The organism is Paraburkholderia unamae (assembly GCF_003096875.1).
Taxonomy (GTDB): domain Bacteria; phylum Pseudomonadota; class Gammaproteobacteria; order Burkholderiales; family Burkholderiaceae; genus Paraburkholderia; species Paraburkholderia unamae.
The window spans coordinates 37,591-43,983 of sequence record NZ_QEOB01000048.1; the positions used below are offsets into that span (position 1 = coordinate 37,591).

Here is a 6,393-nt window from a genome sequence, read left to right on the forward strand (position 1 = left end):
GCAAGCGGACCAGAATCAGTCGGTCACCTGGGGTTGCACGAACCACTCGCGGCCCTTGAGCATGCCTTTCCAGTAAAGCGGCGGCAGGATGCGCTCTTTCATCAGCCAGGCGAGCCGCGACGGATGCTTGCCGTCGATGAGCCAGGTGGGGAAGGTCGGCGCGACCTTGCCGCCGTAGAGGAATTCGGCCAGCACGATCTTGCCGCGCTCCACCGTGAGCGGGCACGAGCCGTAGCCGTCATAGGACGCCTCGCCACGCTTCACGCCCAGCGCGGCCAGCACGTTGTGCGCGACCACCGGGGCCTGCTTGCGCGCCGCCGCCGCCGTTTTGGCGTTCGACGTACTGGACACGTCGCCCAGCGCGTAGACGTTCTCGTAGGCCTTGTGGCGCAAGCTGCCCGGATCGACATCGACCCAGCCTGCCGCGTCGGCGAGCGGACTCACGCGGATGAAATCGGGCGCCTTCTGCGGCGGCACGACGTGGAGCATGTCGAAACCCGTCGTGAACGTTTCGCTGCCGCCGCCGGGCAGTGCGCGCGCGAAGGTGGCCTGCTTCGCTTCGCCGTCCACGGCCGTGAGGTTCATGCCGAAGTTCAGATCGATGCCGTACGACTCGACATACTTCATCAGGGCGGGCACATAGTCGGCCACACCGAAAAGCGCCGCGCCCGCGTTGAAAAATTCCACCTCGATCTGGTCGAGCCGGCTGCTGCGGCGCCAGTGATCGCACGAGAGATACATGGCCTTTTGCGGCGCGCCCGCGCATTTGATCGGCATGGGCGGCTGCGTGAAGAGGGCGCGGCCGCCCTTGAGCTGCTGCACCCGTTCCCACGTATAGGGCGCGAGGTCGTAACGATAGTTGGACGTCACGCCATTGCGCCCGAGCGTTTGCGCGAGGCCATCGATCGCGTTCCAGTCGAGCTTCAGGCCGGGGCAGACCACGAGCTGCCGGTAGGTCACGACGCGGCAGCCTTCCAGTATCACGGCGTTCGCGGCGGGTTCGAACGCGGCCACCGCCGCCTTGATCCAGCGTACGTTGCGCGGGAGCACGCCGCCCATGGGGCGCGCGGTTGTTTCCGGGTGGAACACGCCTGCGCCCACCATGGTCCAGCCGGGCTGGTAGTAATGCACGTCGGCGGGATCGATGATGGCGATGTCGAGATCGGGCGCGCGGGCGAGCAGGCTCGACGCCGTGGCGACACCCGCGGCCCCCGCGCCGATGATCACGACGTCATGCTGATCGTCGGCGCTCGCGCGCGGCGAACCGATGCGGCGCGTGAGTCCGCTGAGATCGACGCCGGCGCGCTTGCCCGCGGCGAGAATCTCGACGAGCGGCATGGCGGGCGCGCTGGCGAGCGCCCACAGCGTGGCCGAGCGCATGCCGCTGCGGCAGTAGGCGAGCAGGGGACGCGGCAGGGTTTCCAGATAGCCGCGAAACCGTTCGGCATCCTGATCGCTGACTTTGCCCGTTTCCACGGGAAGGTAATGCGCCTCGATGCCGAATTGACCGGCCGCCTGCTCGATTTCAGTGAAGGTGGGCTGGTCCGCGCCTTCGCCGTCGGGGCGATTGCAGATGATCGCGCGAATGCCCATCTCGCGCAGCGCGGGCAGATCGGCGACGTGGACCTGCGGGGAAACGGCGAAGGTGTCCGTGAGCTTCTTGAGTTCCATGCTTGCCTCTTGTGCTTTCTCTTGTACGTTCTCTTGTGCGTTCTTTAATGACTGACGACTGCCGCGCGGCTCAAAGGACATTGACCGGAATCTTGATGTACGCAATGCCGTTGCTCTCCGGCTCCGGCAGGTGGCCCGCGCGCATGTTGACCTGCACCGAGGGCAGGATGAGAACGGGCATGTCGAGCGTGGCGTCGCGCGCCGTGCGCATGGCGATGAACGACGCCTCGTCCACGCCGTCGTGCACGTGAACATTGGCTTCGCGCTCATCGGCCACGGTGGATTCGAACTTCACGGCGCGCCCGCCCGGCTGATAGTCGTGGCACATGTACAGGCGCGTTTCGGGCGGCAGGCTCAGCACACGGCGAATCGAGCGGTACAGTGTCGAGGCGTCGCCGCCGGGAAAGTCGCAGCGCGCGGTGCCGTAGTCGGGCATGAACAGCGTGTCGCCCACGAAGGCCGCCTGTTGAGCGCCTTCGCCGACCACATAGGTCACGCAGGCGGGCGTGTGGCCCGGCGTGTGCATTACGCGCACTTCGAGTTCGCCCACGCGGAACACGTCGCCATCGCCGAAAAGCTGATCGAACTGCGAGCCGTCGGTGCGGAACTCGGAGCCCGCGTGAAAGAGCTTGCCGAATACCGTCTGGACGCGCGTGACCGCTTCGCCGATCGCGGTTCGACCGCCCAGCCGCGCCTGGAGATAAGGCGCGGCCGAAAGATGATCGGCGTGCACGTGCGTTTCGAGCAGCCACTGCACGCGCGCGCCCAGTTCCTCGACGCGCGCGGCGAGCCGGTCGGCCGTGTCGGTGCGGGTGCGCCCCGACTTCGGGTCATAGTCGAGCACGGTGTCGATCAGCGCGCAGTGCTTCGTTGCGGGGTCCAGCAGCAGGTAGCTGACCGTCCAGGTGGCGGGGTCGAAAAGTCCTTCGACGACGAACTTGGCAAGACTCATCCCGTTATTCCTCACGTGTGGCGGAGCCTGGTTTTCGGCTCCTTGCGGGAATAACAGTCAAATATCGTGCCAGCGCAGGTCAGAGCGGCGGCTGGCAGGCTAACCGCTTAATTCCTAGGGGTATTTCCTGGCGAGCCGGGGCGGCCTGCTGTCAGTCGACGGGCGCGGCGGCGGGCGGTTGCGTCATGACGTCTGCCAAATGGCAGTGGCATGGCAGAAATGGCAGTCGAGGCGTATAGTGCGGCATCCCTGGAGTCACAGCCCGAATTGAAGCCCGGACCCAAGCCCATGATTTCGCCCGACCTGCCATCGCAAGATTCGACCTTGCCCGAACGTCACACCGACGGCACACCCGATCTGGGCGCGCTCGTGTCGTACCTGGAGTACGATCCGCAGCCTTCGATCGTCCTCGATCCGAACTACCAGATTCTCGCGGCCAATACGGCGTACCAGCGGCAGTTCGGCGTGAAAGGGCAGGCGCATGTCGGGCGCAAGTGCTACCAGGTGTCGCATCACTACGACGTGCCCTGCGACCAGGCGGGCGAGCACTGCCCGATGCGGCGCGCGGCGGAGGTGCGCAGCGCAGACCGCGTGCTGCACATTCATCACACGCCGCGCGGGCCCGAGCACGTCGACGTGGAGCTGCGGCCGATCTTCGATGCCAACGCCGAGATCGTCGCGTACGTCGAGCGTCTCGCGACGGTGCGCGGCGCGTCGGCCAAGCCGAGCGCCGCAGGGCTCGTCGGCCGCGCGCCGGCGTTCAACAAGGCGATCTCCGCGTTGCAGCGGGTCGCGCCCTCGATGCTGCCGGTCTTGCTGCTCGGCGAGTCGGGCACGGGCAAGGAGTTGTTCGCGCAAGCGCTGCACGAGGCGAGCGAGCGGGCGCAACGCCCGTTTGTCGTCGTCGATTGCTCTGGCATTACCGAAACGCTGTTCGAGAGCGAGTTGTTCGGCTTCGAGAAAGGCGCGTTCACGGGCGCCACGGGCCGCAAGCAGGGGCTGGTCGAAACCGCGCAGGGCGGCACGCTGTTTCTCGACGAGATCGGCGACGTGCCGCTGTCGATGCAGGTGAAGCTGCTGCGGCTGATCGAAACGGGCACGTTCCGGCGCGTGGGCAGCACCGAGACCCAGCGCGCCGACTTCCGGCTCGTGGCCGCCACGCACAAGCCGCTCGAAGCCATGATCGCGGCAGGGCAGTTCCGCTCCGATCTCTACTTTCGCATCAGCGCGTTTCCCATCCATTTGCCCGCGGTGCGCGAACGCGTTGAAGACGTCCCGCTGCTCGCGGACTCGATCCTGCAACGCATTGCGGCGGCAAAACACGGCGCCGCGCGCAAGGTCACGATTTCGCCGGACGCGCTCGAACGGCTGCGCGCCTGGCGCTGGCCCGGCAATATCCGCGAGCTGCGCAACGTGCTGGAGCGCGCGTGCCTGCTGGCAGACGACGGCGTGATCCGGCCCGCGCAACTGCCCGATGCGCTGAGCTACGCGACGCGCGCCGACGTGCCCTCGGACGTGCTCGAAGCCGCCGCAACGAACTACGCGTTGCCCCGCAAGCTCTCCGATGCGGACCTGGCGCGCGCCGCCGCGGGCTTTCGCGGCAAGCGCAGCGAACTGGCCGCGCAACTGGGGCTCAGCGAGCGCACGCTGTACCGCCGCCTCAAGGCGCTCGGCGGCGAAGGCGGGGCCTGAACGCCGCGCGCCCGCCGCGTTCGCGGCGACCGGCAAACGTTTTCGCGCCCGAAAATATTTCGTAAGGAGTCTGACGCTCAGCATTCATACCTCGATGCTCTAATCCTGTTGCCGTGTAGCCATAAGCATCCAGACGGCATCAGCATGATGATGCGACGCAGACCCTCTCTGCGCCTCGGCTCCGCGGTCATCCGGGCAATACGAATCCAACCAGGAGCCGAATATGCAATGGCGTCATATAGCAATTGGTTCGCTCACAGCCGCGGCATTCGCATCGACAGTTGCGTGGAGTGCCGACGATGACCACGACAAGGGCCGGCCGAACGAGGTTCACACTGCCACGCCCATCAAGCATCTGGTCGTGATCTATGGCGAGAACGTTTCGTTCGATCATTACTTCGCGACGTATCCGCACGCGACCAACCCGGCGGGCGAACCGGCTTTCAACGCCGTGCCTGGCACTCCTGAGGTTAATGGCCTCACGGGCGCGCTCCTCAACAACAACCCCAATTTCACGAACACGGCGAATGGCGCGGGCGCGGCCAATCCGTTCCGCCTCGATCGCACGCAGGCGGCCACCGCCGACCAGAACCACGCCTATACGGCCGAGCAGCAGGCGTACGACAACGGCGCGGCCGACCTTTTCCCGAAGTACACGGGTAAGGGCACGAGCGGCGGGGCCGGCGCGTTTGGCACGACCGGCCAGGTGATGGGCTATTACGACGGCAACACGGTCACCGCGCTGTGGAACTACGCGCAACGATTCGCGATGAGCGACAACGCGTATACGTCGACGTACGGCCCCTCGACGCCGGGCGCGCTCGAAGTCGTATCGGGACAGACCAACGGCATGAAGGTTGTGCTCACAACGAAACAGCCTTCGGTCGCCGGCTCGTACTACGTGAACGACGGCGAGGGCGGGTACACGATGATCAACGACGTCGACCCGGCCTACGATAGCTGCTCCAGCACGACCGATACCGCCTTGATGACCGGCAAGAATATCGGCGACCTGCTGAACGCGCGCAATGTCTCGTGGGGCGGCTTCATGGGCGGCTTCGACCTCGCGACGCAGAACAGCAACGGCACGACGGGATGCAAGCGCAGCACGCTCTCGACGGTCGTGGGCGCCGCCACGGCGGACTATATCCCGCACCACAACTGGTTCCAGTACTTCGCGTCGACGTCGAACCCGAAGCACCTGCGACCGAACTCGATCGCCGCGATCGGCCACAGCTTTGGCAAGGACGGAAACCCGGACCCGGCCAACCATCAGTACGATACCGACGACTTCTTTAACGCGGTGAAGTCGGGCAATTTCCCGGCGGTGAGCTTCCTCAAGGCCCCGGCTTACCAGGACGGTCACGCGGGGTATTCGGACCCGCTCGACGAGCAGGCGTTCGTCGCGAAGGTGGTCAACTTCCTCCAGGAACAGAAAGACTGGGACGAGACCGCCGTGATCGTGGCCTGGGACGACTCCGACGGCTGGTACGACCACGCCTATACGCTGCCGACCAGCGCGTCGTATGACACGGTGGCCGACCAGGTGACGGCGCCCGGCACCTGCGGCACGGGCTCGGCGCACGACGGCTTGAGCGGCAAGCCCGTGAACGGCCGCTGCGGTCCGGGCACGCGCATCCCGTTCGTCGTGATCTCGCCGTGGGCGAAGGAAAATTACGTCGACCACACGCTGATCGACCAGGCGTCCGTGGTGCGCTTCATCGAGGACAACTGGCTCGATGGCAAGCGGCTTGGCGGCGGGTCGTTCGATGCGAGGTCGGGCAGCATCATGGGCATGTTCAATTTCGACCGTCGCGGCAAGGGTCACGATGAGCGCAAGCTGTTCGTCGATCCGGCGACGGGCAGCCAGGTGGATAAGGCTCCGAAGGTTTGATACCGGGCTACGGGGTGTCGGGCGAAAACGGGCTTCGGCCCGTTTTCGCTTGAGGTTTGGGGTTTTTACTGATGTTTGAGAACATTTATATGTCAAAGCCATTTTCAGATGTCCGCTTTCCGGCCAAGTTCAAGTGTCCGCCTTGCGGGGTTTAGGGTTTGTCTTTCACGGGGTGCAGTTCACG

Annotated in this window: 4 protein-coding genes; 2 read left to right on the forward strand and 2 right to left on the reverse strand. The window is 65.5% G+C overall.

Features of this window, described 5'->3' with window-relative positions; genetic code table 11:
* Nucleotides 1-15 precede the first annotated feature (15 nt).
* A complete protein-coding gene (locus C7402_RS45325) occupies nucleotides 16-1,671 on the reverse strand; it encodes a bifunctional protein tyrosine phosphatase family protein/NAD(P)/FAD-dependent oxidoreductase (RefSeq protein ID WP_116615203.1) in 1,656 nt (551 codons plus the stop codon).
* A gap of 70 nt (nucleotides 1,672-1,741) precedes the next feature.
* Entirely contained in the window at nucleotides 1,742-2,623 is an 882-nt protein-coding gene (locus tag C7402_RS45330; protein WP_112175744.1) for an MBL fold metallo-hydrolase, read from the reverse strand.
* A 288-nt stretch (nucleotides 2,624-2,911) separates the two neighbouring features.
* Here C7402_RS45330 and C7402_RS45335 point away from each other — a divergent pair, with 288 nt between their 5' ends.
* A complete protein-coding gene (locus C7402_RS45335; protein WP_112175743.1) occupies nucleotides 2,912-4,315 on the forward strand; it encodes a sigma-54 interaction domain-containing protein in 1,404 nt (467 codons plus the stop codon).
* Between the two features lie 223 nt (nucleotides 4,316-4,538).
* Nucleotides 4,539-6,209, forward strand: coding sequence for a phospholipase C (locus C7402_RS45340; protein ID WP_112175741.1), 1,671 nt, complete (start codon nucleotides 4,539-4,541; stop codon nucleotides 6,207-6,209).
* Nucleotides 6,210-6,393 lie beyond the last annotated feature (184 nt).

Excerpts from the sequence above, each read along its gene's own strand:
- C7402_RS45330 (WP_112175744.1), bottom strand. The coding sequence starts at position 2,623 with ATGAGTCTTGCCAAGTTCGTCGTCGAAGGACTTTTCGACCCCGCCACC.
- C7402_RS45325 (WP_116615203.1), bottom strand. The coding sequence starts at position 1,671 with ATGGAACTCAAGAAGCTCACGGACACCTTCGCCGTTTCCCCGCAGGTC.
- C7402_RS45340 (WP_112175741.1), top strand. The coding sequence starts at position 4,539 with ATGCAATGGCGTCATATAGCAATTGGTTCGCTCACAGCCGCGGCATTC.
- C7402_RS45335 (WP_112175743.1), top strand. The coding sequence starts at position 2,912 with ATGATTTCGCCCGACCTGCCATCGCAAGATTCGACCTTGCCCGAACGT.